Annotated in this window: 1 pseudogene; it reads right to left on the reverse strand. The window is 47.7% G+C overall.

Annotation, left to right across the window (positions count from 1 at the left end):
* Positions 1–8: 8 nt before the first annotated feature.
* A pseudogene (locus AY633_RS15690) lies at positions 9–344 on the reverse strand (FHIPEP family type III secretion protein); the annotation flags it as partial.

Consider the following 344-nt stretch of genomic DNA (forward strand, 5'->3'; position numbering starts at 1 on the left):
GAGCCCTACGTGATGACGAGAAATTTGATGATAACCAAAATCAAGAACACCAAAGTCCCGATAATGGCACTGCCCCCGACCACGAACGAACCGAAGGTTTCGATCACTTGCCCGCCGGTTTGATTGGTCAAGATCGAACGCGTTGTGGAGACGTTCAAGCCGAGACGGAAAAAGGTTGTCAGCAAGAGTAGCGTCGGAAAAATCGAGAATTGCAATGGCTCTTGCGTGTTCATGGCCACTAAGCTGATAGTCAGCGCCAAGCTGATATTGATCATGATTAAGATATCCAATAACAGCGGCGGCAGCGGGATAACTATCAAGATGACAATCATGATAACCGATAC

The sequence above is a fragment of the Planococcus maritimus genome, assembly GCF_001592825.1.
Classification (GTDB): domain Bacteria; phylum Bacillota; class Bacilli; order Bacillales_A; family Planococcaceae; genus Planococcus; species Planococcus maritimus_C.